Genomic DNA, 24,713 nt, shown 5'->3' on the forward strand with positions numbered 1-24,713 from the left:
GGTCATGGACATGGCTCCGTTCACTCTCACTTGACCGTGCCGAGCGCGGGAATCTGCGTGACCGTGTTGGTCGGCGGGCCGGCGAAGCTGGTCTTGAAGCCGCCGATGGAGAGCATGTCGATCTCCAGCAGGAACGGGCCTTCGGTGGACAGCGCCTCGTCCAGCCGCGCCGGCAAATCGGCCAGGTCTTTCACTCGGGCGTGCGGCAGCGCGATCGACTTGCACAGCAGGTCGTAGTCGGGCGTGTGCAGCTCGGCATAGCACTGGCGGCCGCCGTACTGCGCGTCCTGGATGTTCTTGATGACGCCGTAGCTCTTGTCGTTCATCAGCACGATCACCATGGGGGCCTTCTCCTGCACCATGCAAGCGAGTTCGCCCAGGTTCAGGATGAAGCCGCCGTCGCCGGCCAGGCAGAAGGTCTTGCGGCCGGAGCCGGTGACCGCCGCGCCGATGGCCGCGCCGATGGCCATGGGCATGCCCTGGCCGATGCCGCCGCCCGTGGCGTGCACGCCGGCGTTCGGCTCGAAGATGCGCAGTTCGCGGTTGCCCCAGGTGCTGTTGGAAACCGTGACGTCGCGCACCCAGTTGAACTTGCGGCCCGCCGCCGACTGGATGCGGCGCACGAGTTCGGCATACGGGCCGAGGCCGTCGCGCAGCGTGGCCACGGCCTGGTCGTGCGCGGCGCGCAGGTCGACCAGCAGTTGCGCGTCGGCGCGGTAGCCCTTGGCCTCCAGGCGATCTGCCAGGCCTTCGAGCGCGAGTGCCGAGTCGCCGCAGACAAAGGCTTCGGAGGCGTAGCAGCGGCCTTCGGCGGCGGCATCGGCATCGATGCGGTACAGCGGGCGCGGCAGCTTCAGTTCGTACTTGAGCGTTTCGTTGCCGCGCAGGCGCGAGCCGACCACGAGCATCGCGTCGCAGCTTTGATAGAAGGCCTCGACCGGCTTCTGGATGTTGTAGGCGCCGAGCGAGCCGGCATCGTCCTCGGGCACGGTGCCGCGGCCTTGCGTGGTGGTGACCACGCCGAAGCCGAGCTTCTGCAGACGCTGGATCGCGCTGCGCGCGTGGCGCGCACCGCCACCGATCCACAGCAGCGGGCGCTTGGCAGTGGCCAGGCGTGCGGCCAGGGCGTCGAGCGCAGCGGCGGACGGCACGGGCCGTTCGATGGGCAGCGGCGACAGGTCGGCGGGCATCGTCGTCAGCGCCGACTGGATGTCGATCGGGATCTCCACGCTCACCGGGCCGGTCGGCGCCGTGAGCGCCAGCTGCACCGCGCGCTTGAGCGTGCCGAGCACCGTCTCCACGCTGCGCACGCGCAAGGCCGCCTTCGACACCGCCTTGAGCATGGTGAGCTGGTCGGGCGCCTCGTGGATGTACGACATGCCTTTGTCGAGGTACGGCGTCTCGATCTGTCCGGTGATGTGCAAGAGCGGCGCGCCGGCGGTCAGCGCCTCGACCAGGCTGCCCGCGATGTTGCCCGCGGCCGGGCCGGTGCTGGTGATGCACACGCCCAGGCTGGCGGTGGAGCGCGCATAGGCGTCGGCCATGTTGCCCGCGCCCGCCTCGCCGCGCGCCGAGATGAAGCGCACCATGCCGCGCTGCGCGAACGCATCGAGGATCGGCATGTTGTGGATCGAGATCACGCCGAAGGCCGCCTTCACGCCGCACTGTTCGAGAAAGGCCGCGACGACCGCGCCGACCGTGACCATGTTGTTGTTGGATTCATGCATGGCGCGAAAGGCCTCCGGAAATATCGATATGGCTGCCCGTCGTGTACGACGCGAGGGGCGAAGCGAGGAAAAGAATCGCGCGTGCGGCTTCGGTCGGAAGCCCCAGGCGACCCAGCGGGATGTGCTTGTTCTCTGCGAGCTGGCCGCTCCAGGCGGACCAGTCCTGCGATTTGTCTTCGCGCGCCTCGAAGCGGCGGCGCCACTGGCCCGACTCGACCAGCCCGATCAGGATGCCGTTGACGCGCACGCCCTGCGGCGCGAACTCGGTGGCCATCGAACGCACGAGGTTCAAAAGGCCCGCGCGCGCGGCCGAGGTGGCGACCATGTGCGGCTCGGGCTGGCGTGCCAGCAGCGAGTTGGCGCAGACGATGGCCGCATCGCCCAGCACCGCGCGCTGCGCGGCAAGCTGCGGCAGGAAGGCGCGCGTCGGATTGATGACCGAGAAGAACTTCAGGTTGAGCTCTTCGGTCCAGGCCGCGTCGTCGGTCGTGGCGAAGGTGGAGACGCGTCCCTGCCCCGCGTTATTGACGAGCATCGAAGCGGCACCGAGCGCGGCCTCGCTCGCGGCGGCAAAAGCCTTGACCGCGGCGGCGTCGAGCACGTCGCAGGGCTGGGCGAAGAGCATGGCGCCCGGAAACTGTTCGCGCAGACCGGCGACCGCGCGGTCCAGCCGCTCGGCGTTGCGGCCGCACAGCGCGACGGCGGCGCCGCTCGCGAGCAGCAGCTCGACGGTCGCGAGGCCGATGCCCGAGGAGCCGCCCGTGACCACCGCCACGCGGCCCGCCAACGCATCGGCGGCAAAGAAATGAGAAGAGGAAGAAGACTGCACTGTCATGACCGTCAGGCGCTGCGAAGCGGCACCACCTTGTTGCTGCGCGCGGGCGAGTAGTTCAAGAGGCCGGATATCTCGTCAGCCACGCTGCGCACGCGCGCCACCATCTCGTCCATGCGGCTCTCCTCGATATGGCCCGAGGTGATGGTCGCGCCCAGCGCCGCCACGATGTGGCCGCTGTGGTCGCGCACCGGCGCGGCGATGCTGGAGATGTTCGATTCAAAGAACCCTTCGCCCAGCACAAAGCCGCGCGAGCGGTCAGCCTGCACCATGTCGAAGAGTTCGTTCACCGTCTTGGGCGTGCTCGGGGAGAAGGTCTCCAGCTTGTCCTCGGGGTAGAGCGCGCGCAGTTGCGGCAGCGTCAGGTCTTCGAGCAGCACCCGGCCCAGCACCGTGGCGTGGGCCGGCAGGCGCGTGCCCACGGTGACCGAGCTGGCGAACGGCGTGGGCGGCGCGACCTTGGCGACGTAGACGATCGAGCGGCCGTCTCGCACCACCAGGTTGCAGGGCGTGCGCAGCTCATCGCAGAGGCGGTTGAGCAGCGGCGTGCCCAGTTGCGTGAGCTCCAGCGAGGCGAGGTATTCGAAGCCCAGGCGCAGCACCGCGAGGCCCAGGCGGTAGTCGCGCCCGCCCTCGGCACGCTCGAGGAAGCCCATGTTCTCCAGCGTGGTGAGCAGGCGGAACACGGTCGAGCGCGGCAGGTCGAAACGACGCGCCAGCTCGGGGGCGGACAGCGTGCGGTTCTCGCGGCTGAATTCGCACAGCACGCGCAGGCCGCGTTCGAGCGCGGGCACGTTGTAGCGGTCGGCGCCCTCTTCCATCGCTTCGCTGTTGTCGTTGGTGGTCATGTGTTCGTTGTTCCCTTTGGTTGTTCTGCCGCGGTCCGCATCAGGCGGCGAGTGCCTCGCGCAGCAGCGCGGCGACGGCTTCGGGCCGCTCCACGTAGCTGGCGTGCCCGGCACCGTCGATGGGTTCGAGCGTCACCCCGCAGCCGCGCGCAACGTCGGCGCAGGCTTCGGGCGTGGTGACGACATCGAGCGTGCCACAGGCCACGCGCACCGGCATGGCGGGCGGCAGGTCGGCCAGCAAGTCGCCGTTGCACAGCAGCTCGACGGCCTGGCGGTAGCCGCCATCGTTCAGGCGGGCCATGTTCCAGCGCACCCATTGCCGCGCGAGGTCGCTCGCGGTGTCGGAGACGAGGCGGCCCGCGCGCTTCGAAGCCATGCCGGCGATGCCGAGTTCATCGAGCGTGGCGAGGCGTTCGGTGCGCACCTTGGCGCGGGCTTCGCTGCGCGACGGTGCGCCGTAGCCGGCAGCCGGGCTGACGAGCACGAGGCGGCGGATGCGCGAAGCGATTGCCGAATCATTGCGCGCGGCCGATGCCGCGGTGAGCGCGCCGAGCGAGTGGCCGACGAGCACGCAGGACTGGATATCGAGCGCATCGAGCAAGGCATGCAGGCGGTCCGCGTAGTCGGCTGCGGATGGCGCGGCAGGCGCGAGCGGCGTCGATGCGCCGTAGCCCGGCGCATCCCACGCGATCACGCGGGCCTCCGGTGCCAGCAGCAAAGCGACGTTGAGCCACGATGCCGCGCCCGAGCCGATGCCGTGCAGGCACACGAGGGCCGGCCCCGCGCCGTGCTCGCGCACCGACACCACTGCGCCGCCGCCGACCGGCACCGAGCGTGCGGGAAAGCGGGCGTCGAGCAGCGCCAGCTCGGAAGCGGGCAGCGCCAGTGCGTCGGTGGCCATCGCGTCGCTCATCCGGCCCTCAGCGCTTGATCTTGGCCAGCGGGTGATCGGCCGGGTACGTCGGCGTGATCGGCTTCTTCGCGCCGAGCATCACGCACATCAGCGCGTCTTCGTCGCCGATGTTGATCTCCTCGCGGTACACGCCGGGCGGCACCGAGATGAGGTCGCGGTCGGTCATGATGGTTTCGAAGCGCTCGCCGTCCTTCTCGATCACGACCTTGAGCTTGCCGCGGATGAGGAAGAACACCTCTTCCACATCGGTGTGCAGGTGCGGCGGGCCTTCGTGGCCAGCCGGGATCACCATGGTCGAGAAGGTGAAGTGCTCCGAAGGCACGGTGTTCACGTCCTTGGCGACGCCGGTGCCGCCGGTGCCCACGTAGCGCATCTGCGCGCGGCGGTATTTCGGGTCGAAGTCGGCCTGGAACTTCAGCGCATCCCAGTCGTACTTGCGGGTTTCGTAGCGCGCGATGCGGGTGTTCATCCACTCGGCCAGGCTCGTGCCTTCGGGCTGCGCCAGGGTGCTGGCAGCAGCGTCGGTGATCTTCTGTTGTTCGGACAAATCGCTCATGGGTTCACTCCTTCGTCGGGAAAATTCGGTCAATGCATCGCGAAGCCGCCGTTGACGGCCAGCAGCTGGCCCGTCACGAAGCGCGAGAGGCCTGACAGCAGGTACAGCGTGGCGCCGCACACATCGGCCGCCTGCTGCTCGCGCGGGATGGCACGGCCTTCGAGGTATTTCTGGTGGCGCGCCATCGGCACGTACTCGGTCGCCTCGACCAGCGTGAGGCCCGGCGCCACGGCGTTGACGGTGATGTTGTCGCCGCCCCATTCGCGCGCCAGCGAGCGCGTCATGGAAATGACCGCACCCTTGCTCGATGCGTAGGCCAGCAGGTTGGGGGCGCCCCACAGGGCGGTGTCGGAAGCGAGATTGACGACCGCGCCGCGGCCGCTCGCCGCCAGCGCACTGCGGCAGGCGCGGCCCATGAGCCAGGTGCCGCGTACGTTGACGTTCATCACGCGGTCCCACATGTCGATCTCGAGCTGGTGCGCATCGCGGCCGCCCGAGTTGGTGATGGCGGCGTTGTTCACCAGCCCATCGAGGCCGCCAAGCAGGCGGATCGCCTCGCCCGCGCAGGCGTCGATGGAGGCCGGCTCCGACAGGTCGACGGTGAGCGCATGCGCCTTGCGGCCCGCATCGCGCAGCGCCTTGGCTTCGGTCTCGGCCAGTTCGCCGAGGATGTCGGCCAGCACCACGCTCGCGCCCGCTGCGGCGATGCACTGGGCGAACGCGAGGCCGAGGCCGCGCGCGCCGCCGGTCACGAGCACGCGACGTCCCGCCAGCAGGTTCGCGGGCAGTTCGGCCAGCAGCGACTGCTGGCTCGACGGATCGGGAATGGCTTTGAGTTCGGTCATGAGGTGTGCTTGTTCAGTCGGCCTGGATGCCGAGCTCCTTGATGACCTTGCTAAAGCGTGTGTAGTCGGCCGCGTTGGTCTTGCCGAGCACGTCGGCATCGCCACCCACCGGCGTGGTGCCGAGCACGGCCATGCGCGCGACGATGTCGGGCATCTTGAGGATCTCGTTGAAATGGCCGTTGAGCGTCTTCACGATCTCGGGCGGCAGGTTGCGCGGGCCCCAGAGGCCGTTCCAGGCGACCACCTCGACGTCCTTGTAGCCCAGCTCGGCGAGCGTGGGCACCGTGGGCGCGAGCGGCGAGCGCTGGGCCGATGCCACGGCCAGCGGCTTGAGCTTGCCGTTGGCGAAGTAAGGCGCCACCGGGCCGAGCGTGATGAAGGTGACCGGCACATGGCCGCCCAGCACGTCGTTGACCGCCGGGGCGACGCCCTTGTACGGCACGTGCGCGAGGCTGGCGCCCGAGGCGCGGGCGAACATTTCGCCCAGGATGTGCATCGGCGAGCCGCTGCCCGGGCTCGCGTACGAGACGGACTTGCCGGCGCCCTTCGCAGCAGCCACGGCGTCTTTCAGGCCGGAGAAACCGCTGCCGGCGCTCGCCACCAGGAACAGCGGCTGGCTGCCGGTCTGCACGATCGGCGTGAAGCCATTCAGCACGTCGTAGCCGGAAGCGCCGTTGGTCTTCAGAACCAGCTGCGCGATCGAGAAGGTGCTCGGCGCGAGCAGCAGCGTGTAGCCGTCGGGCGCCGCTTTCGACACGTAGCCGCTGCCGATGATGCCGCTGGCGCCTGGCCGGTTGTCGACCACCACCGGCTGCCCCACCCGCGCCGAGAGCTTCTCGGCGAAGAGCCGCGCCAGCGCATCGGTGTCGCCACCTGCCGGATAGGCGACCACCAGCGTGATCGGCTTGGCGGGGTAGCTCTGAGCCCAGGCGAGTCCGGTGGCGCAAACGCCGGCCATGGAAATGGCGGCTGCGATGGCAAGGCGGCGTGTGTGTTTCATGGGTCCGTCGTGGTCGGCGTTTTGTTTCATTAGAGAAACAGCGATTTATTAATGGAACGCACGAAGGATAAACACGAAGACAACTTCATGACTAGGTAGAAACCCTAGATAACGCAACCCAAGGTAAACAGGGCGGCCTTTTGGGGCCGCCCTGCTTTGAGAGATGGTGTGTCTGTCGGCCCTGCTAGCCGCCGTAGCGCGCCACGGTCAGGCCTTCCATGTCGATCTCCGGCGCCTTGCCGCCGATGAGGTCGGCCATCACGCGGCCGGTGCCGGCCGCCATCGTCCAGCCGAGCGTGCCGTGGCCGGTGCTCAGCATCAGGTTGGGGATGCGCGTGGCGCCGATGACCGGCGTGCCATCGGGCGTCATGGGGCGAAGGCCCGTCCAGAAGGAGGCGTCGCGCACGTTGCCGCCTCTGGGGAAGAGATCGGTCACGACGTGCTCGAGCGTGTCGCGCCGCCGCGGGTTGAGCGCGAGGTCGAAGCCCGAGAGCTGCGCCGTGCCGCCCACGCGGATGCGGTCGCCCAGCCGCGTGACGGCCACCTTGAAGGTCTCGTCCATCACGGTGGATTCGGGTGCGCCGCCCGCATCGGTGATGGGCACGGTGATCGAGAAGCCCTTGACCGGGTACACCGGCAGGTCGATGCCCAACGGCTTGACCAGCGCAGGCGAGTAGCTGCCGAGCGCGACCACATAACGGTCGGCGGTGAAGCTGCCCTTGTCGGTGCGCACGGCGGTCACGCCCTTCGCTGCATCGTGCTCGATGGCCTGGATGTTCACGCCGAACCTGAAAGTGACGCCCGCGGCCTCCGCCAGCTTGGCCAGCGCCTGCGTGAACTTGAAGCAGTCGCCGGTCTCGTCGCCCGGCAGGCGCAGGCCGCCGACGAACTTCTCCTTCACCGCCGCGAGCGCGGGCTCGTAGGGCAGGCAGCCGTCGCGGTCGAGCACCTGGTAGGGCACGCCCGAGGCCTTGAGCACCTCGACGTCTTTCGATGTGCCGTCGAGTTGCTGCTGCGTGCGAAAGAGCTGCAGCGTGCCCTGCATGCGCTCGTCGTACCGGATGCCGGTGTCGGCGCGCAGGGCCTTCAGGCAATCGCGGCTGTATTCGGCCAGCCGCACCATGCGGCCCTTGTTGAGCTCGTAGCGCGCCTGCGTGCAGTTGCGCAGCATCGAGAGGCCCCAGCGCCACATTGCCGGATCGAGCATGGGCTTGACGACCAGCGGGCTGTGCTGCATCAGCATCCACTTGATCGCCTTGACCGGAACGCCGGGCCCGGCCCAGGGCGCCGAGTAACCGGGCGAGACTTCGCCCGCATTGCCGAAGCTGGTTTCGAGCGCGGGGGCCGGTTGGCGCTCCAGCACCGTCACCTCATGGCCGGCGCGTGCCAGGTAGTACGCCACCGAGGTGCCTATGACACCGCTGCCGAGAATCAGGACCTGCATGAGAACTCCCTCTTTCTTGTGGGCCGCAACACGGGCCGAGGGTACAGGCTGCGGGCCTGTTCACCCTACGCAAGGGGCCGCGAAACTTGCTAGAGGCCGAGGGCGTCTTGCAATCGCCGTGCCGGCCAGCGCTCGGGCTGTTGCGGCCAAGCCTCGAGCAGCGCGACCATGCGCGCATTGCGCGGTGCGCTCAGGCCGTGTTCCTGCGCGAGGCGCACGACCTCGCCGCTGAGCGCGTCGATCTCCGTGCGGCGACCGAGCGCGAGGTCGTCGGCCATGCTGGAGCGCGCCTTGGCATCGATGCGCAGCATGCGCGCCGCGACGATGCGAAACAGCCAGTCGGGCAGGCGCAGCAAGCCGGGCAATCGCTGCGCCGGCACGGCGGCCACCTGCGCCGGAACGATCCCGCTCACGCCGAGCACGGTCAGGGTTTCGTCGATGAGCGCCGCAAAGCACCGGCGGTAGCCGCGATGCATCAGCTCTTCGCGCAGCGGCAGGCCCGAGAGCGCATTGACCGGGTTGTTGAGGTTCAGCAGCAGCTTGCCCCACTGCACCGGCAGCAGGTCTGCATGCAGGTCGAGCGGCACGCCAGCGCGTTCGAACATGGGCAGCCAGGGGCGAAGCGCCACGTCGTCCTTCGCGGCGAGCCGGCCGGGCGTGCCGCGATGGAACGCGCCTTCGCCGATCTCGGCGACGTTGTACGGCACCATGCCCGGCAGCACATTGAGCGACGGACCCGCGTGCGATGCGGCCGCGCTGTTGGAAATGCCGTTCTGCAACGAAACGACCGTGGTACCCGCGGGCAGCGCAAAGGCCAGTTCGCCCGCCGCCTCGGCGGTGGCGCCGCTCTTCACGCAAAGCAGCACCAGCGCGGGCTTCGCGCCGACGGGCACCTGCTCGCACAGGCGCAGTGCCGAAGGCAGGATGTGGTGCTTGGCGCCGTCGAGATCGCTGATCGAGAGCCCATGGTCCGCGAGCTTCTTGAGCACGCGGGGCCGGCCGACGAAGGTGACGGGCACGCCCGCCGCAGCGAGCCGGCCGCCGATGTAGCAGCCGATGGTGCCCGCGCCCATCACGAGCACTTCGCCGGGCAGCGCGCCTGTCATCTCAGTTTTCCATCACGCTGCGCGTGAGCCTCGACGCATGAAACTGCCGTGATTCAGTCTGGAGACACCGCGGAACCGGCTTTGCCGGGCCGCTGGTGTCACCCCCTGAAAGGGGGTTGGCGAAGCGACACGAAGTGCGCGAAGACTGGGGGTAAGTTTCATCCTAGACGCGTTCCGCGACCCAGCCCTGAACCGACTTCAGCGCGGCAGGCACGCCTGACGCATCGGTGCCGCCGGCCATGGCCATGTCGGCCTTGCCGCCGCCCTTGCCGCCGACCTGCTGCGCCACGAAATTGACCAGCTCGCCGGCCTTGGCCTTGCCCACGGTGTCGGCGGTGACGCCGGCCGCGATCTGCACCTTGTCGCCGTCGACGGCGGCCAGCACGATGATGGCGGTCTTGAGCTTGTCTTTCAGCTTGTCCATGGTGTCGCGCAGCGTCTTGGCATCGGCGCCGTCGAGCTTGGCCGCGAGCACCTTGATGCCGTTGATGTCGACTGCTTGCGCGATGAGCTCGTCGCCCTTGGACGATGCGAGCTTGCCCTTGAGCGAACCCACTTCGCGCTCCAGCGCCCTCACCTGCTCCAGCACCTGCGTGAGGCGCCCCTGCAGCTCGGCAGCCGGCGACTTGAGCGTGGCAGCCACGCTCTGCACGGTCGATTCGAGGTCCTGCAGGTAGGTGAGCGCGTTGGCGCCCGTGACCGCTTCGATGCGGCGCACGCCGGCGGCCACGCCGCCTTCGCTCACGATCTTGAAGAGGCCGATGTCGCCGGTGCGGCTCACGTGGGTGCCGCCGCAGAGTTCGCGGCTGGTGCCGATGTCCAGCACGCGCACGGTCTCGCCGTACTTCTCGCCGAACAGCATCATGGCGCCGGTCTTCTGGGCCGATTCCATGTCCATCACGCGCGCCTGCGTGGCGGCATTGGAAAGAATTTCGGCGTTCACGCGCTTCTCGATCTCCAGGATCTGGTCGCGCGTGACGGGTGCGTTGTGCGCGAAGTCGAAGCGCGTCTTGTCGGCATCGACCAGCGAGCCCTTTTGCTGCACATGGTCGCCGAGCACTTCGCGCAGGGCCTTGTGCATCAGGTGAGTGACCGAGTGGTTGCGCATGGTCGCGTTGCGGCGCTCGCCATCGACCGCGGCCTTGACCGCGTCGCCGACCTTGAGCGTGCCCTGGGTCTGCGTGCCGTGGTGGCCGAACACGTCGGCCTTGATCTTCTGCGTGTCCTCGACGCCGAACTGCACGCCTTCGGCGCTGAGCACGCCCTGGTCGCCGACCTGGCCGCCGCTCTCTGCGTAGAAGGGCGTGGTGTCGAGCACGACGATGCCGGGCTGGCCTTCCTTCAGCTCGTTCACGGCAGCGCCTTCGAAGTACAGCGCGACGACCTTGGCGCTTTCCTCGAGGTGCTCATAACCGGTGAAGGTGTTGCCCGCGCCGGTGTATTCGACGTTGCGGTCCATCTTGAACTTGCCACCCGCACGGCCAGCGGCCTTCTGCTTTTCCATGGCGACGTTGAAGCCGGCTTCGTCGACGCTCACGCCGCGCTCGCGGCAGACGTCGGCCGACAGGTCGAGCGGGAAGCCGTAGGTGTCGTGCAGCTTGAAGGCGACTTCGCCCGGCAGCGTCTTGGCGCCACCGGCCAGCGCCGCGTCGAGGATTTCCATGCCATTGGCGAGCGTCTCGAAGAAGCGCTCTTCCTCGGCCTTGAGCGTTTCGGTGATGCGCTTCTCGTCGGCCACCAGCTTGGGGTAGGCGTCGCCCATCAGCTTCACGAGGTCAGGTACGAGCTTGTGGAAGAACGGCTTCTTCTGGCCCAGCTTGTAGCCGTGGCGGATCGCGCGGCGCACGATGCGGCGCTGCACGTAGCCGCGGCCTTCGTTCGAGGGGATGACGCCGTCAGCCACCAGGAACGAGGTGGCGCGGATGTGATCGGCAATCACGCGCAGCGAGTTGTTGCCCAGGTCCTTTTCGCCGGTCTCGCGGGCCGCGGCCTTGATGAGGGCGTCGAAGATGTCGATTTCGTAGTTGCTGTGCACGTGCTGCAGGATCGCGGCCAGGCGCTCCAGGCCCATGCCGGTGTCGACGCAAGGCGCGGGCAGCTTCTTGACCGAGCCGTCGGGCTGCATGTCGAACTGCATGAACACGTTGTTCCAGATCTCGATGTAGCGGTCGCCGTCTTCATCGGGGCTGCCGGGCGGGCCGCCGGGGATCTCGGGGCCGTGGTCATAGAAGATCTCGGAGCACGGGCCGCAGGGGCCGGTGTCGGCCATCATCCAGAAGTTGTCGGACATGTAGCGGCCGCCCTTGTTGTCGCCGATGCGCACGACGCGCTCGGGCGGCAGGCCGATTTCCTTGGTCCAGATGTCGTAGGCCTCGTCGTCCTCGATGTAGACGGTGGCCCAGAGTTTTTCGGCCGGCAGCTTGTAGACCTTGGTCAGCAGCTCGAAGGCCCAGGTGAGCGATTCGCGCTTGAAGTAGTCGCCGAAGCTCCAGTTGCCCAGCATCTCGAAGAAGGTGTGGTGGCGCGCGGTGTAGCCCACGTTCTCGAGGTCGTTGTGCTTGCCGCCGGCGCGAAGGCAGGCCTGAACCGAGGCCGCGCGCACGTAGTTGCGCTTGTCTTCGCCGAGGAACACGTCCTTGAACTGGACCATGCCCGAATTGGTGAACATGAGGGTCGGATCGTTGCCCGGCACCAGCGAACTCGAAGGCACCACGGTGTGGCCCTTGGAGGCGAAGAAATCGAGAAAGGTCTTGCGGATGTCCGCGACCGTGAATGTGGGCTGGCTCATCTTTGGATTTCGTCTTCTGTCGAGGTCGACCTGGCGATGGCGACCTCTCGTCGAAACCACTGCGTTGAACCGACCTAACTGCTTGATTTGCTTGAACAAACGATTATAGGTTTGCCCATGGCGCCCGGGCGGCCCCGGGGCCAACTGCATGATCGGGGCGCCGCGGCTAATATGCGCCCTGGAGCCCGCGCGAACGAACCAAACGTGGCGGGCTTCGTCCTATTCATATGCACAACATGAATCAAGGAGTCCGCATGCCAGGTCTTGAGGCCGAACACTGGAAGATCGAGGACCTCGATTTCTCTCGCATCGCACTCGACAAGGTGCGTCCGGACGAGAATCTTTTCTACCTCGTGACCTCCGCCTCGTTCATCGAAAGCGGCTCGGACCTGTACACGCACAACCTGGTGGATTTCTTCCGCGGCGACGACGAAGTCACCGATTGGCTCTCGAACTACTGGGAGCCCGAGGAGCTGCAGCACGGCCAGGCCCTGCGCGCCTATGTGCGCCATGTGTGGCCGGAGTTCGAATGGGACACGGCCTACCGCGGCTTTCTGGAGGAGTACGCGACCTACTGCAAGGTCGAGCTGCTGGCCCCGACCCGCGCTCTCGAGATGACCGCGCGCTGCGTGGTCGAGACCGGCACCGCCACCTATTACCGCGCCATGGCCCGCGCCACCGACGAGCCGGTGCTGCACGACCTGGCCACCCGCATCGCGACCGACGAGGTCAACCACTACAAGCACTTCTACCGGTTCTTCCGCCGCTACCGCGAACAGGAAAAACTGAGCCGCTTCCGCGTGGTCGGCACCATCGGCCGGCGCACGCTGGAGCTCAAGAGCGAAGACGCCGACTGCGCCATCCGACACGTCGTGAAGGCCCGGGCACCCCACCGCGCCGACGACACGGCCTATGTGCAGCAGTTGAGCGCGCGCATGAACAGCACCATCCGCACCAATCTGAGCGCCGGCAGCACGCTCAAGATGCTGATGCGGCCGCTGGAGCTGCCGGCCCGGGTGCAGACGGTGATTCAGTACCCGATCAAGCAGTTCATGCAGCACGTGTTCCTGCGTTAGCGGCCTCGGAGCCCCTCCCTCCCCTGGGCATCACGGGAAAAGTCGGTCCCCGCCGACAAGGGTTGGGCCATTTTTCCGGCCTTGTCCTGCATGGGTTTTTCGCGCTCGCATGATTGAATTTGGTATCCGAATTTTTCATGGAGCAACAACGATGGAGGCCAAGGCATCACGCCTCGGGGGACGGAAAAGCCACCTGCTGGGCATCGGCGTGCCGGGCTTGGACGACGTGCTGGGAGGGGGCCTCGAGCCCAACCGCCTTTATCTGGTGGAGGGGACGCCGGGCGCCGGCAAGACGACCATTGCCCTGCAGTTCCTGCTCGAGGGTGCCGACCAGGGCGAGTCGGTCCTGTACGTCACGCTCTCCGAAACCGAGAACGAACTGCGCGGCGTGGCCAACTCCCACGGCTGGGACCTGTCGGGGATCCACGTTCGCGAGATGCTTCCCGCGCAGGACAGCCTCCAGCCCGAAGAGCAATACACCATGTTCCACCCCTCCGAGGTGGAGCTGAGCGAAACGACGCTGCGCATCCTCAGCGACGTGGACGCGCTCAAGCCCTCGCGCATCGTCTTCGACTCGCTCTCGGAATTGCGGCTGCTGTCCGGCACGTCGCTGCGGTACCGCCGGCAGATCCTCGCGCTCAAGCAGTTCTTCGCGGGCAGGCAATGCACCGTGCTGCTGCTGGACGACATGACGGCCACGGAGCACGACCTGCAGGTGCAGAGCATCGCGCACGCCGTGCTGCGGCTCGAGCAGCTCAATTCGGACTATGGCTCGGCGCGGCGCCGCCTCCTGGTCGTCAAGTACCGCGGCCAGTCGTATCGCGGCGGCTTCCACGACTACAAGATCAACCGAGGCGGCCTTCAGGTGTTTCCACGGCTCGTGGCCTCCGAACACGCGACCAACGGACCGCTGCTCAAGATGCCCAGCGGCATCGCGGAACTCGACGACCTGCTGGGAGGCGGCCTCGAGAAGGGAACGAGCACCCTGTTCGTCGGTGCGCCGGGCACGGGCAAATCGTCGGTGGCGGTGCAGTTTGCCATTGCAGCCGCGCAGCGTGGCGAATGCGCCGCGCTTTTCATCTTCGACGAGAGCGTCAACACGCTGCGCACGCGCTGCGCCGGCCTGGGGATGGACCTGGAGCCGTACCTCGCGTCGGGACACCTGCGCATCAAGCAGGTCGACCCCGCCGAACTCTCGCCCGGCGAGCTGGTCCACGAGATCCGCCTGGCCGTGACGCAGCATGCCGCGAAGGTCGTGGTCATCGACAGCCTGAACGGTTATCTCAACGCCATGCCCGACGAGCGCTTTCTCATCGTCCAGCTGCATGAACTGCTGACCTACCTCGGGCAGGCCGGCGTGGCCACGCTGCTGGTCGGCGCGCAGCACGGGTTGATCGGCATGCAGATGCAGACGCCGGTCGATGCCAGCTACCTGGCGGATGCGGTCGTCCTGCTGCGCTACTTCGAATTCGAGGGCGAAGTCCGGCAGGCCATCTCGGTGCTCAAGAAACGCGGCGGCGCGCATGAGCGGACCATTCGCGACTTCTCGATGACCGGCAGCGGGTTGCATGTGGGCGAGCCCCTGCGCCATTTCAGGGGCATCCTGAGCGGCATTCCGGTGCCTATCGATGGCGTCACCGCCACCCCGCCGTGACGACGAACGCGACGGCATCCCCCATCACGCAAGAAGACACGCAACTGCGCGTCCTGCTCAGGACGGCAACTTCGAGGGACGCCGTGATGGCGACGGCCGTGCTCGAACGCGCTGGCATCCCCACCCGGGTCTGCGCCACGCTGCACGAACTGGTGCTGGAAATCAGCCAGGGCGCGGGCGCCGTGCTGGTCTCCGAGGAAATGCTCTCGGGCAACGACGCCGCCGCTTTGTCCGACGCGGTCTCGATGCAGCCACCCTGGTCGGACCTGCCGGTGCTGGTACTGGCCAAGCAAGGCGCCGATTCGCGCGCCGTTGCCGTGGCGATGGAAGGCATGGCCAACGTCACGGTGCTGGAGCGGCCGATCCGCGTGGCGGCGCTGGTCAGCGCATTGCGAAGCGCCTTGCGGGCCCGGCGCCGGCAGTACGAGCTGCGGCGGATCCTCAATGACCTGAACGAGGCCGACAAACGCAAGACCGAGTTCCTCGCCACGCTGGCGCACGAGCTTCGCAATCCGATGGCGCCGTTGAGCACGGCGCTCGCCATCCTCACGCGCAAGACGCTCACGCCCGAGGCCGCACTGCCCTACTACCAGCTCATGGGCCGCCAGATCGACCACATGGTGCGCCTGGTGAACGACTTGATGGAGGTATCGCGGATCACCCGCGGGAAGATCGAACTCCAGCTCGGCGAATTGAAGATCGACCAGGTGATCCGCGATGCGGTGGAGCTCAGCCGGCCGCTGATGGACGCCGGCCGGCACCGGCTGGAGGTGCACGCAGCAGATGCTCCGCTGGCCGTGGAAGGCGATGGGGTGCGGCTCACGCAGGTGTTCTCGAACCTGCTGAACAACGCGGCCAAGTACACGCCCGAAGGCGGCCGGATCGATGTGTTCGTCGAGCACGACGGCGCGAATGCGGTAGTTCGCGTCCGCGACAACGGCGCCGGCCTTCCGCCCGACATGCTGGCGTCGATCTTCGAGATGTTCGTGCAGGTAAGCGGCACGGCCAGGGCCGCCCAGGGAGGCCTGGGCATCGGGCTCACGCTGGTGAAGAGCCTGGTGGAACTGCACGGCGGCACGGTCAGCGCGAAGAGCGAAGGCCTCGGCCGGGGTAGCGAGTTCGTGGTGACGCTGCCATTGGCGATCGCGCACGACGCGGGGACCGGGAAGCGCCCGATTCCCTCTACCGAGGCAGCCATCGCCCGGCACGACATCCTGGTGGTTGACGACAACCGAGACGCGGCGGAGTCGCTGGCGGCGCTGCTGGGCCTCCTCGGGGCGCGCACCGCGGTGGCGTTCAGTGGCGCCGAAGCGCTGGAGATCGCAGAAGGTTTTCGCCCTTCGCTGGCGATCCTGGACATCGGCATGCCCGGAATGGACGGCTGCGAACTGGCCCGCAGACTCAGGGCCGACCCGACGCACAGCGGGCTGACGCTGATCGCGCTGACCGGCTGGGGCCAGCCGGACGACAGGGTACGCATTGCCCAGGCCGGCTTCGACCATCACCTGCTCAAACCCGTCGACATGGAAGAGCTGTCGATGGCGCTGCGGCGGCTGGCGCAGCGTTAGCGGAAGGGGCGCTTCAAGCGCCGCCGAAACGGCGCAGCGTGCGGTGGCCGAGCCGGGTGAGTTCGATCACCGTTGCCATGGGCACGCCATCCTTGTCGGCGCGTGCCTGTGGAAACACCGCCTTGACACAGCCCTCCTGCTGCAGCGCCTGCACAGCCGCGATGCCCTGCGCGCCTGCGACGGTGGCTGGCAATCGCTGCGTGGAAAGGTAGTGCAACAACGTGTGGCGCATCTTTTTTGAATCCCTGGACGCTCGATGGAGATGCGGGGAGCGCGGACGGAGAAAGAAATCTTGACGACCTTCAGCCTCGAGGAACCGCTCTCGGTGAGCGGGTGCAAAAGCGGGATGCAGAAGCGACCTCTACCAACGCCGGAAGACCGTCAAGATTCAGTATCGTTCTCCAACCTTAAGCCGGGCTGAAAACCGATGTCTGCCCTTGCAAACAAGGTCACAAGGTTAGTGGGAGGCCCGGCCGCTCGCCAGTGCCGAAAGTCATCTGCGGCCGACCGCCTTCCTGATCGAGCTTCTTACAGGTGCTGCGCGACGATCACCACAGCACCGGCCAGCGAGATGGCCCCACCAATGATTTTTCTCAACGTCTTCATGCGACTCTCCAGCAGTGAGTCGTCATGGTGCCGCGCCTGTGCCTGCCGCGGGTTTGACAATATTCATCCCGGGGATAGGGACGACCATCAGGTCGCGGAGGTCAAGCCCGGCTTGCGGTTGCCATCCAGCGAATACAGCTGCGGCCGGTCCTCCGCGAGGACGTCGGCAGGTCCGTGCTCCGCGCCTCGCGGCTGCCGATAGAGCTCGCTCTCGAGTCGCCTGACGCGCTCTGCGTACATTCGCGCCAATGCGCTGTGGTGCTCCGCGGCCGCCTGGTGCTCGATGCGGGCCATCTGTGCTTCCTCGAGCAATGCCGACGCCCTTTTGAGGTATGCGGTATGGCTGGGACGAAACAAGAAGTCGAAGGTCATTTCATGCTCCTTGCCGCAAGAGTGCGGTGCAGAGATGGTCCTCCCGCGAGCCCATGACGTCTGTCAGCGCGCACCTACCCCGATTTATGCAACCACCTTTTACCTAGCACATGACCGTGTCACGTTTTCCATTTTCAATGGGGACAATGTTGTGGAAAACCATGTGTGAAGAGTTCAAGATCGTTGCCTGGCGTGGCCTGCAACACGATGCCTGCAAAAGCAGCAGCGGGCGAAAAATATTTGGACGGACTGCAGATTTCGTTCCTTGCCGGGCACAAGAACGCCATCGGGTACAATCCGCGTCGCCCGGACTTGCTCCGGGTGTTGCCTGGCCAGGCAAGCCGAATCTCACACCGGCGCGTCGAAGTCACTGCGACGAAAAAATAACAGGTGGCTTCCGCAATTGAACATTTGCCGTAACCGTGGACCGCGTGAGAGTTCACGACCACATTCCCAAAGCCTGCCTCGTGCGGGCTTTTTTCATGGCCAACGATGAGGCTAGCCCGGGAGTTCGCTCTCGAGTTCCTGCCCCGCCCCGCGCGGAAGCTCGGCCAGGAACGTCGACACGATGATGGCCGCAGCCCGATCCACCTCGAGCACATCGGTGATCCCGAACTTGAGCGAAGCCGTTTTGCTCGTGGAGCCGAGCGGCCTGCGCAACTCCAGAAGAACCTCGGCCGCCAGTTCACGATCAGTGCGCGCGCGGCCGTCCGGCCGCATCACCCATTGATCGACCTGGTCGAACGGCATGCCGCGAAAAACCCCGACGACGGGAAAATACTGGAACCGCTCTTCATCGAGCCGGACCGGAATGCTGAAGCGGCACACGAATGTGTCCACCTCAGGTGACAGTTCATTCATAACTCCCATGAGACACCTCTTTTTGTTGCAAAGAGTGTGCTGCAGCGATCCGCACATTGGGAATGGTTAGCCTGCGACATAAGGCACACCAAGACACATTTACACAAACTTGATGGCTTGAAATGGCATTAATTCACAGCCGTTCGGAACCCAAAGCCCAAAAAAAACCCAGCACCAGGCTGGGTTGAATCTCTTTAAGTGCTGTCACACACAGAGAACTCGCAGTTCGAAGCGAGTTCGCAAAATCTAGGGCTTCGCACAAGCTGCCTCTGTAAGACGAGACCGACACTTCGAATCTATCCCCCGTCCGACGGGCTCCAGCGCCTGCCAAATACTTCACGTTTTTAAGTGTGTCCTACGCGAACAGCCTATTTTTGGCTTACAGCCGATAACAACTGATCCAACGACGATCAAGGGGCTGTCACGCAACAGGGCCGCATAGAAGAAGAGCTCTCTGTTTCGTCCTTAGAGCGCCCTCCAGGGCTCCTCGAACCCGCTTCGGCGGGTATTTTTTTGCCCGAAGGGTTGATGCGCGACATCTGTTCAATGGAGGATCCCGAGCCGGTATTCAAGCCGATTCCTCCCAGAAGTCTCCTAATTCGACATCCATGATGGCGTTGCCCGTCGCTTCCTGCTGTGACGGGTTCCTCCCTCCGGCCCCGCGCAAGTACGGGCCATTCAGCCCGCCTCGTTGTGGGCTTCTTTTTTTGTGCACAGGGCCAGCTTCGACATGGCCAAACCCGACGCCGGACTGTGCCGTTTGCGCTTTGCGCTTTGGAAAAGGAATTGAGTCAGGAATCGATGAATTGGCGCGGGCAAAGGGAACCGAAGTGCAGCGTAAAAGCCGCAACGGCCCGAACCTCAGTCGGCGGCAAGGACCTGCGCCGGCGCATATGCCATCGGATCGGCATCGAAGCGCTCGAACCCGCAGTAGCAAAGAAAGTGACGACCAGCGGCACGCCCGAACAGCGTCATGCCGAGCTTCTTTGCCAGTTCATGCCCCATCGCAGTGACGCCATTGCGCGAAACGATGATCGGCACGCCCATGTGAGCGGACTTCATCACCATCTCGCTCGTCAAACGCCCCGTCGTGTAGAAGACCTTGTCGCCGCCGTCGATGCCATGGACCGCCATCCAGCCGGCGATGGAGTCGATGGCGTTGTGCCGTCCGACATCCTCCACGAACACCAGCATGTCGGTTCCGCTGAAAAGCGCGCAACCGTGCACCGACCCTGCCTGCCGATGCACGCTGTCGCGCGATTTCATCAGTTCGAGAATGCGCAGCAGCGTGCCTTGCGCGATGCGTGCCGACTGCGCCGTCGGCAGCCGGACGGCGCCGATCTGGGCCATCGCATCGCCGAAAACGGTGCCTTGCCCGCAGCCGGTGGTCACGACCCGGCGCGCGGTCTTCTCTGCAAGGCCGTCGATGCCGCGATGCGTCTTCACGGCCGCCGCGTCCACGCTCCAGTCGACATCGATGCTCTCGACATCGCTCGCATGCCGGATCAGGTCCTGGTTGAGCAGATAGCCCAGCACCAGCAAGCCGGGCGCGGCGCCCAGGGTCATCAGCGTCACGAGTTCGCGCTTGTCCACGAAAACCGTCAACGGCCGCTCCGCCGGAATATCGATGTCGCGGCGTTCTCCGTGCTGATCGACGATCTCGATGCGGCGCAGCAGCGTGCCGCGCACCAGATTCAGCCGAGGCGCGTCGGCACGCCGGGGCAACTGGACCGCATCGAAAGCCAGTGGCTCTTCGTCTTCAAGTGTGGGCATGCGAAATCCTACGCCACCACGGATTCCGCCTCCGTGCTTTCCCGGCCATAGCCCGTTGTCGGCGCCGGGGTTCCCCCGGCCACGATGGCCACGGCGCAGTACTTGAATTCGGGAATCTTGCCGAACGGATCCAGCGCCGCGTTCGTCAACAGGTTGGCGGCCGCCTCGTAGTAAGCGAATGGAATGAACACCGCGCCCGTCGGCGTGCCGTCATCGCGCCGCACGCTCAGCGCGACCTCGCCACGACGAGACTTCACGGTGATCACGTCGCCCGCCTCGACGCCCAGCTTGCGCAGGTCGCCACCATTCATCGATGCGGTGGCAATCGGTTCGATGGCATCGAGCACGCTGGCCCGCCGCGTCATGCTGCCGGTGTGCCAGTGCTCCAACTGGCGGCCAGTGATCAGGACGAAGGGAAATGCCGCGTCGGGCCGCTCATCGGCAGGAATGATGTCCGCCGGCACCAGCTTGACGCGACCGTCCTTCGTCGCGAACGTGTCGATGAACACGGTGGGCTGCCCCGGATCGTCCTCGGACAGGCAGGGGTAGGTCACGCTCTGCTCGCGTTCGATGCGCTCCCATGTGACGCCTTCGATCACGGCATGCATCGCCTGGCGCATTTCCTCGTAGACCGCCGCGACGCCGCACTCGGGGCCTTCGTAGTTCCACGACAGGCCCAGGCGTTGCGCAATCTGCTGGATGATCCACAGGTCGGGCTTCGCATCGCCGGGCGGGTTCAGCGCGCGACGGCCCATCTGGATCATGCGGTCCGTGTTGGTGACGGTCCCGGTCTTCTCCGGCCACGCGCTCGCCGGCAGCACGACATCGGCATACCAGGCGGTTTCGGTCATGAAGATGTCCTGGACGACCAGATGCTCGAGCGAGGTCAGCGCATGGCGCGCATGGTTCAGGTCCGGGTCGCTCATCGCGGGGTTCTCGCCCATGATGTACATGCCGCGGATCTTGTGCGGATCGCTGTCCGGCGCAAGCGCCTTGTGCATGATCTCGACGACGGTGTAGCCGGGCTTGTCGTCCAGCGGCGCGCCCCAGAAATCTTCGAACCACGCATTCACGCCCGGATCGTCCACGCGCTGGTAGTTCGGCAGCATCATGGGGATCAGGCCGGCATCGCTGGCACCCTGCACGTTGTTCTGTCCGCGCAGCGGGTGCAATCCGCTGCCGGGCTTGCCGATCTGCCCGGTGACACTGACGAGTGCGATGAGGCAACGCGCGTTGTCGGTGCCGTGCACGTGCTGGCTGATGCCCATGCCCCAAAGGATCATCGAGCCCTTGCTCGTCGCGAACTCGCGCGCAACCTCGCGAATCGTCTCGGCCGGAATGCCGCAGATCGGCGCCATCGCCTCCGCGGAATACCCCTGCACATTGGCCTTCAGCGCCTCGTAATTGCTTGCGCGACGGGTCAGGAAGTCGGCGTCGACCAGGCCTTCGTCGATCACGGTGTGGATCAGCGCGTTGAGCAGCGCCACGTCGGTGTCGGCGCGGAACTGCAGCGTGCGCCAGGCATGCCGGCCGATGTCCGTCACCCGCGGATCGGCGAGCACGATCTTCGTGCCGCGCTTCGCAGCGTTCTTCATCCACGTCGCGGCGACCGGATGATTGGCCGTCGGGTTCGATCCGATCACCAGGATCAGCCCGGCGTGCTCGACGTCGCTGACCTGGTTGCTCACTGCGCCGGAGCCGACGCCTTCGAGCAGCGCGGCGACGCTGGAAGCGTGGCACAGCCGCGTGCAGTGATCGACGTTGTTGCTGCCGAAGCCGGTGCGCACCAGCTTCTGGAACAGATAGGCCTCTTCGTTGCTGCCCTTGGCCGATCCGAAGCCGGCCAGGGCCTTGAGGCCATGCGTGTCGCGCAAGGACTTGAGCTTGCTGCCCGCCAGGTCGAGCGCCTCTTCCCAGGTTGCCTCGCGGAACACCTTGCTCCAGTCAGCCGGGTCGCCGATCGCATCGGGGTCCTTGGGCACGCCGGCCCTGCGAATCAGCGGCTTGGTCAGCCGTTGCGGATGGTGTGCGTAGTCGAAGCCGAAGCGGCCCTTGACGCACAGGCGGTTGTGGTTGGCCGGACCGTCGCGGCCGTCGACGCTGACGATGACTTCGTCCTTCACGTTGTAGGTCAGCAGGCAGCCGACGCCGCAGAACGGGCACACCGAGTCGACCTTGCGATCCACCTCCTGGGCGCCGATATGGCTTTTCGGCATCAGGGCACCGGTCGGGCAGGCCTGCACGCATTCGCCGCAGGCCACGCAGGTGCTGTCGCCCATGCCGTCCTGCAGGTCGAACACGATCGCGCTGTCGTGGCCGCGGAAGGCGTAGCCGATCACGTCGTTGACCTGCTCCTCGCGGCACGCGCGCACGCAGCGGTTGCATTGGATGCAGGCATCGAGATTGACGGCCATGGCTGGATGCGACAGGTCGGGCGCGGGTTGCGTCCGGCTGATGGCCGCAAGCGCGGGGCGGACTTCGACGTCCATGCGGGAGGCCCATTCGCTCAGCTCGCCATGCTGCAGCGTCTCGTCGTTGCCGATCCACTTGTGCCCCTTCTGCGGCATGTCCGACAGCAGCATCTCGAGCACCATCTTCTGGCTCTTGAGGGCGCGCTCGCTTTTCGCTTGCACCTTCATGCCGGCGACGGGCGCACGGCAGCAACTGGGCGCCAGGGTGCGCTCGCCATCGATCTCGACCATGCAGGAGCGGCAATTGCCGTCCGCCCGGTAACCCGGCGTGTAGCAGAGCCGCGGAATCTGGACGCCGTGCCGATCCGCCACCTGCAGAATCGTTTCGCCCTCGTAGCCTTGGACCGGCTTGCCGTCGAGCTCGAACTCGACGACGGCGGGCGTCAGGAGGGTTCCTTCGCGTGCATTCATTCAAAGCACCTCGTGGGGGAAGTATTTCTGGACGCAGCGCACCGGATTCGGCGCCGCCTGACCGAGGCCGCAAATCGACGCGTCGATCATCACCTGGTTCAGGTCCTCCAGCGTGGCATGGTCCCAATGGGGTTCCGCCATCAACCGGGCTGCCTTGCCGGTACCGACACGACACGGCGTGCACTGGCCGCAGCTCTCGTGCTCGAAGAAATGCATCATGTTCAGCGCGGCGTCGCGGGCCCGGTCCTGCTGGCTCAGCACGATGACGGCGGCCGAGCCGATGAAGCAGCCGTGCGGCTGCAGGGTGTCGAAGTCGAGCGGAATGTCGCTCATGCGGGCCGGCAGGATGCCGCCCGAGGCTCCGCCGGGCAGGTAGGCATACAGCTCGTGCCCCGGGAGCATCCCGCCGCAGAATTCGTCCACCAGTTCCTGCAGGGTGATGCCTGCCGGCGCCAGCTTGACGCCAGGCTCCCGCACCCGGCCGCTCACGCTGAACGATCGGAGGCCGTGGCGTCCGTTGCGGCCGAAATCGCTGAACCATGCCGCGCCGCGCTCGACGATGTCGCGCACCCAATAGAGGGTCTCGAAGTTGTGTTCGAGCGTCGGCCGGCCGAACAACCCGATCTGCGCGATGTAGGGCGGCCGCATGCGGGGCTCGCCCCGCTTGCCTTCGATGCTCTCGATCATCGCGGACTCCTCGCCGCAGATGTAGGCGCCCGCGCCACGCCGAAGCTCGATGCGCGGCAACGCGCAAGGCGGATTTGCCTGCAGCAGTGCGAGTTCGCGCTCGAGGATCGCGCGGCAGCCGTGGTACTCGTCGCGCAGATAGACATAGCACGCGTCGATGCCGACCACCGTGGCGGCAATCAGCAGCCCTTCGAGGAATCGATGGGGGTCGCGCTCCAGATAGGTTCGATCCTTGAACGTCCCGGGCTCGCCTTCGTCGATGTTGACGGCCATCAGGCGCGGAGCCATCTGCTGCCGCACGATGCTCCACTTGCGCCCCGCGGGGAAACCCGCACCGCCAAGGCCGCGCAAGCCGGAATCGGTCATTGTTTTCAGAACATCGTCTGCCGGCTTCGCGCCAGAGGCCACCGCGGCCGCGAGCCGATAGCCACCGCGCGCCCTGTATGCCTGATAGCCGACATAGGCAGGTGCCGTCTCATCTGGCGATGAGGTGATGGACGCCGGCCCTGCCGCTGCGGCATCAAATACCCCGTCGTCGGCAGGCAGCGCATGCGTCTTCGCATCCTGGTCGACTGCCGTCCTGACATTGGCTGTCGTGGCCCTGGCCACAGGGGCCTGGCCGACCACCGCCACCGGCGCCTGCTCGCAGCGCCCGACACACGGCGCCGCGATCACCCGCACGTCGGCGCCGAGCAATGCCGGCAGGCGCTGCAGCAGGTCGCGGGCACCCGCCAGTTCGCAGGAGAGCCCGTCGCAGACGCGCACGGTCAGCGCGGCAGGCTGCTCGTCGCCCCGAAGCACTTCGAAGTGATGGTAGAAGGTCGCCACTTCGAAGACCTCGGCCATCGGGAGGTTCATTTCCCGAGCGAGCGCAACGAGATGCCGGTCGTGCAGGCATTGCCACTCGTCGTTCAGGCGGTGCAGGTTCTCGATCAGCAGATCCCTCCTGTGCGGCCCGGGCCCGAGCAACGCCTGGACCTCCTCGAGTGCCGCATGGTCGGGCTGGCGTCCCTTCAGCTTGCTCTTGCGGCGTATCTGCCCGCGAAGTTCGTCTAACGTGGCTAGTCGCACCGGTTCAGGTGAGCGCATGGCTGTGGTCATAGCATCGGCGAGGTGATCAGGCCTCGCAGCAGTGGGTGGGGCAAAGGAACGTTGGGACCAACATGACGCCGAAG

Annotated in this window: 19 protein-coding genes; 3 read left to right on the plus strand and 16 right to left on the minus strand. The window is 66.3% G+C overall.

What is annotated here, in order from left to right; translation table 11 throughout:
- Positions 1–26: 26 nt before the first annotated feature.
- The 10 genes from J2W23_RS01725 to alaS form a co-directional block, all read right to left on the minus strand.
- Complete coding sequence (locus J2W23_RS01725; RefSeq protein ID WP_307647449.1) at positions 27–1,727, minus strand: thiamine pyrophosphate-binding protein; 1,701 nt, start codon at positions 1,725–1,727, stop codon at positions 27–29.
- On the minus strand, positions 1,720–2,562 hold the full coding sequence (locus J2W23_RS01730; RefSeq protein ID WP_307647450.1) for an SDR family oxidoreductase: 843 nt from the start codon (positions 2,560–2,562) through the stop codon (positions 1,720–1,722). Before J2W23_RS01730 ends, J2W23_RS01725 begins: the two co-directional genes overlap by 8 nt.
- A gap of 5 nt (positions 2,563–2,567) precedes the next feature.
- Positions 2,568–3,407 carry an IclR family transcriptional regulator gene (locus J2W23_RS01735; RefSeq protein ID WP_176658069.1) on the minus strand — a complete coding sequence of 280 codons (840 nt, stop codon included), beginning with the start codon at positions 3,405–3,407 and terminating at the stop codon, positions 2,568–2,570.
- Positions 3,408–3,447: 40 nt separating this feature from the next.
- On the minus strand, positions 3,448–4,320 hold the full coding sequence (locus tag J2W23_RS01740; protein ID WP_307647451.1) for an alpha/beta fold hydrolase: 873 nt from the start codon (positions 4,318–4,320) through the stop codon (positions 3,448–3,450).
- A 7-nt stretch (positions 4,321–4,327) separates the two neighbouring features.
- A complete protein-coding gene (locus J2W23_RS01745) occupies positions 4,328–4,876 on the minus strand; it encodes a cupin domain-containing protein (RefSeq protein ID WP_013542005.1) in 549 nt (182 codons plus the stop codon).
- A 29-nt stretch (positions 4,877–4,905) separates the two neighbouring features.
- Complete coding sequence (locus J2W23_RS01750; protein ID WP_307647452.1) at positions 4,906–5,721, minus strand: SDR family oxidoreductase; 816 nt, start codon at positions 5,719–5,721, stop codon at positions 4,906–4,908.
- A 13-nt stretch (positions 5,722–5,734) separates the two neighbouring features.
- A complete protein-coding gene (locus J2W23_RS01755) occupies positions 5,735–6,721 on the minus strand; it encodes a Bug family tripartite tricarboxylate transporter substrate binding protein (RefSeq protein ID WP_307647453.1) in 987 nt (328 codons plus the stop codon).
- 184 nt (positions 6,722–6,905) lie between these two features.
- Entirely contained in the window at positions 6,906–8,165 is a 1,260-nt protein-coding gene (locus tag J2W23_RS01760; RefSeq protein ID WP_307647454.1) for a D-amino acid dehydrogenase, read from the minus strand.
- Between the two features lie 89 nt (positions 8,166–8,254).
- Positions 8,255–9,271 (minus strand): 2-dehydropantoate 2-reductase, encoded by a 1,017-nt coding sequence (locus J2W23_RS01765; protein ID WP_307647455.1) that lies wholly within the window; start codon positions 9,269–9,271, stop codon positions 8,255–8,257.
- 163 nt (positions 9,272–9,434) lie between these two features.
- Complete coding sequence (gene alaS / locus J2W23_RS01770) at positions 9,435–12,059, minus strand: alanine--tRNA ligase (RefSeq protein WP_307647456.1); 2,625 nt, start codon at positions 12,057–12,059, stop codon at positions 9,435–9,437.
- A gap of 254 nt (positions 12,060–12,313) precedes the next feature.
- Here alaS and J2W23_RS01775 point away from each other — a divergent pair, with 254 nt between their 5' ends.
- The 3 genes from J2W23_RS01775 to J2W23_RS01785 all read left to right on the plus strand — a co-directional run bounded on the left by J2W23_RS01775 (position 12,314) and on the right by J2W23_RS01785 (position 16,357).
- A complete protein-coding gene (locus J2W23_RS01775) occupies positions 12,314–13,135 on the plus strand; it encodes a ferritin-like domain-containing protein (RefSeq protein ID WP_176658077.1) in 822 nt (273 codons plus the stop codon).
- Positions 13,136–13,286: 151 nt separating this feature from the next.
- Entirely contained in the window at positions 13,287–14,789 is a 1,503-nt protein-coding gene (locus J2W23_RS01780) for an ATPase domain-containing protein (protein WP_176658078.1), read from the plus strand.
- The gene (locus J2W23_RS01785) at positions 14,786–16,357 is read left to right on the plus strand and encodes a hybrid sensor histidine kinase/response regulator (protein ID WP_307647457.1); all 1,572 of its coding nucleotides are present in this window, start codon (positions 14,786–14,788) and stop codon (positions 16,355–16,357) included. The genes J2W23_RS01780 and J2W23_RS01785 overlap by 4 nt, the downstream gene beginning before the upstream one ends.
- 13 nt (positions 16,358–16,370) lie before the next feature.
- Here the strand turns inward: J2W23_RS01785 and J2W23_RS01790 are convergent, their stop codons facing one another.
- The 6 genes from J2W23_RS01790 to J2W23_RS01815 form a co-directional block, all read right to left on the minus strand.
- Entirely contained in the window at positions 16,371–16,589 is a 219-nt protein-coding gene (locus J2W23_RS01790) for a hypothetical protein (protein WP_307647458.1), read from the minus strand.
- 461 nt (positions 16,590–17,050) lie between these two features.
- Positions 17,051–17,335, minus strand: coding sequence for a hypothetical protein (locus J2W23_RS01795; protein ID WP_176658080.1), 285 nt, complete (start codon positions 17,333–17,335; stop codon positions 17,051–17,053).
- Between the two features lie 498 nt (positions 17,336–17,833).
- The gene (locus J2W23_RS01800) at positions 17,834–18,175 is read right to left on the minus strand and encodes a hypothetical protein (protein ID WP_307647459.1); all 342 of its coding nucleotides are present in this window, start codon (positions 18,173–18,175) and stop codon (positions 17,834–17,836) included.
- A gap of 882 nt (positions 18,176–19,057) precedes the next feature.
- Positions 19,058–19,969: a formate dehydrogenase accessory sulfurtransferase FdhD gene (locus J2W23_RS01805; protein WP_307647460.1), complete on the minus strand. Its 912-nt coding sequence runs from the start codon at positions 19,967–19,969 to the stop codon at positions 19,058–19,060.
- A gap of 8 nt (positions 19,970–19,977) precedes the next feature.
- Positions 19,978–22,851, minus strand: a complete 2,874-nt coding sequence (fdhF, locus tag J2W23_RS01810) for a formate dehydrogenase subunit alpha (protein WP_307647461.1) — start codon at positions 22,849–22,851, stop codon at positions 19,978–19,980.
- Positions 22,852–24,639 (minus strand): NADH-ubiquinone oxidoreductase-F iron-sulfur binding region domain-containing protein, encoded by a 1,788-nt coding sequence (locus tag J2W23_RS01815; protein ID WP_307647462.1) that lies wholly within the window; start codon positions 24,637–24,639, stop codon positions 22,852–22,854. It lies immediately after the preceding gene.
- Between the last annotated feature and the right edge of the window lie 74 nt (positions 24,640–24,713).

Source organism: Variovorax boronicumulans (genome assembly GCF_030812215.1).
Taxonomy (GTDB): domain Bacteria; phylum Pseudomonadota; class Gammaproteobacteria; order Burkholderiales; family Burkholderiaceae_C; genus Variovorax; species Variovorax boronicumulans_C.